The sequence below is a fragment of the Paraburkholderia sp. J94 genome, assembly GCF_905220285.1.
GTDB classification, from domain to species: Bacteria; Pseudomonadota; Gammaproteobacteria; order Burkholderiales; family Burkholderiaceae; genus Paraburkholderia; species Paraburkholderia tropica_A.
This window is the reverse complement of record NZ_CAJMZH010000035.1, coordinates 1-2,910: the sequence shown is the minus strand read 5'-3', so window position 1 is coordinate 2,910 and position 2,910 is coordinate 1. Positions and strand designations below refer to the sequence as shown.

Annotated in this window: 1 rRNA gene; it reads right to left on the bottom strand. The window is 52.8% G+C overall.

The window, feature by feature from the left end:
* Positions 1-16 precede the first annotated feature (16 nt).
* Positions 17-2,896, bottom strand: a 23S ribosomal RNA gene (locus tag U4Y88_RS37480).
* Positions 2,897-2,910 lie beyond the last annotated feature (14 nt).

The following is a 2,910-nucleotide window of genomic DNA, read 5'->3' as shown; positions in this document are numbered from 1 at the left end:
AAAACACACCTGTTATAGGATCAAGCCTTACGGGCAATTAGTATCAGTTAGCTTAACGCATTACTGCGCTTCCACACCTGACCTATCAACGTCCTGGTCTCGAACGACCCTTCAAGGGGCTTGAAGCCCCGGGGATATCTCATCTCAAGGCGAGTTTCCCGCTTAGATGCTTTCAGCGGTTATCTCTTCCGAACATAGCTACCCGGCGATGCCACTGGCGTGACAACCGGTACACCAGAGGTTCGTCCACTCCGGTCCTCTCGTACTAGGAGCAGGTCCCTTCAAATATCCAGCGCCCACGGCAGATAGGGACCAAACTGTCTCACGACGTTTTAAACCCAGCTCACGTACCTCTTTAAATGGCGAACAGCCATACCCTTGGGACCGGCTACAGCCCCAGGATGAGATGAGCCGACATCGAGGTGCCAAACACCGCCGTCGATATGAACTCTTGGGCGGTATCAGCCTGTTATCCCCAGAGTACCTTTTATCCGTTGAGCGATGGCCCTTCCATACAGAACCACCGGATCACTATGACCTGCTTTCGCACCTGCTCGACTTGTCAGTCTCGCAGTCAAGCACGCTTATGCCATTGCACTATCAGCACGATTTCCGACCGTACCTAGCGTACCTTCGTACTCCTCCGTTACCCTTTGGGAGGAGACCGCCCCAGTCAAACTGCCTACCATGCACTGTCCCCGATCCGGATCACGGACCAAGGTTAGAACCTCAAACAGATCAGGGTGGTATTTCAAGGACGGCTCCATGCAGACTAGCGTCCACACTTCACAGCCTCCCACCTATCCTACACAAACCGGTTCAAAGTCCAATGCAAAGCTACAGTAAAGGTTCATGGGGTCTTTCCGTCTAGCCGCGGGGAGATTGCATCATCACAAACACTTCAACTTCGCTGAGTCTCGGGAGGAGACAGTGTGGCCATCGTTACGCCATTCGTGCAGGTCGGAACTTACCCGACAAGGAATTTCGCTACCTTAGGACCGTTATAGTTACGGCCGCCGTTTACCGGGACTTCAATCAAGAGCTTGCACCCCATCATTTAATCTTCCGGCACCGGGCAGGCGTCACACCCTATACGTCCACTTTCGTGTTTGCAGAGTGCTGTGTTTTTATTAAACAGTCGCAGCCACCAGTTTATTGCAACCCCTTCACCCTCAGAGCGCAGGCTCTTCAAGCTACAAGGGCGTACCTTATCCCGAAGTTACGGTACCAATTTGCCGAGTTCCTTCTCCCGAGTTCTCTCAAGCGCCTTAGAATACTCATCTCGCCCACCTGTGTCGGTTTGCGGTACGGTCACTGTTGAACTGAAGCTTAGAGGCTTTTCTTGGAACCACTTCCAGTTGCTTCGTCTCCTGAGAGACTGGCCTCACACCCTTGAATTCCGCGCCCGGATTTGCCAAAGCGCCTTCTCCAATGCAAGGACCGGGACTTCCAACACCCGGACAACCTTCCGCGATCCGTCCCCCCATCGCATTCAACAATGGTGCAGGAATATTGACCTGCTTCCCATCAGCTACGCATTTCTGCCTCGCCTTAGGGGCCGACTCACCCTACGCCGATGAACGTTGCGTAGGAAACCTTGGGCTTACGGCGAGGGGGCCTTTCACCCCCTTTATCGCTACTCATGTCAGCATTCGCACTTCTGATACCTCCAGCACACTTTTCAATGCACCTTCGCAGGCTTACAGAACGCTCTCCTACCATGCACATAAATGTGCATCCGCAGCTTCGGTATATAGCTTAGCCCCGTTACATCTTCCGCGCAGGACGACTCGATCAGTGAGCTATTACGCTTTCTTTAAAGGGTGGCTGCTTCTAAGCCAACCTCCTGACTGTTTTAGCCTTCCCACTTCGTTTCCCACTTAGCTATATTTGGGGACCTTAGCTGGCGGTCTGGGTTGTTTCCCTCTTGACACCGGACGTTAGCACCCGATGTCTGTCTCCCGTGATTGCACTCTTCGGTATTCGGAGTTTGCTATGGCGACGTAATCCGCAATGGACCCATCAACCATGACAGTGCTCTACCCCCGAAGGTGATACACGAGGCACTACCTAAATAGTTTTCGGAGAGAACCAGCTATTTCCAGGTTTGTTTAGCCTTTCACCCCTATCCACAGCTCATCCCCTAACTTTTCAACGTTAGTGGGTTCGGTCCTCCAGCACGTGTTACCGTGCCTTCAACCTGGCCATGGATAGATCACCTGGTTTCGGGTCTACACCCAGCGACTGAACGCCCTGTTCGGACTCGCTTTCGCTACGCCTGCCCTATTCGGTTAAGCTTGCCACTGAATGTAAGTCGCTGACCCATTATACAAAAGGTACGCCGTCACCCCTTGCGAGGCTCCGACTGTTTGTATGCATGCGGTTTCAGGATCTATTTCACTCCCCTCCCGGGGTTCTTTTCGCCTTTCCCTCACGGTACTGGTTCACTATCGGTCGATCACGAGTATTTAGCCTTGGAGGATGGTCCCCCCATCTTCAGACAGGATTTCACGTGTCCCGCCCTACTTGTCGTACACCTAGTTCTTCCTCGCTGTTTTCGCCTACGGGGCTATCACCCACTATGGCCGCACTTTCCAGAGCGTTTGGCTAACAACGAAGATAAAGAGTACAGGCTGATCCCATTTCGCTCGCCACTACTTTGGGAATCTCGGTTGATTTCTTTTCCTGCGGCTACTTAGATGTTTCAGTTCGCCGCGTTCGCTTCACATGACCTATGTATTCAGTCATGGATACTCCATACGGAGTGGGTTTCCCCATTCGGATATCGGTGGATCAAAGCTTGTTTGCCAGCTCCCCACCGCTTTTCGCAGGCTACCGCGTCCTTCATCGCCTGTGATCGCCAAGGCATCCACCACATGCACTTGTTCGCTTGACCCTATAACGGGTGTG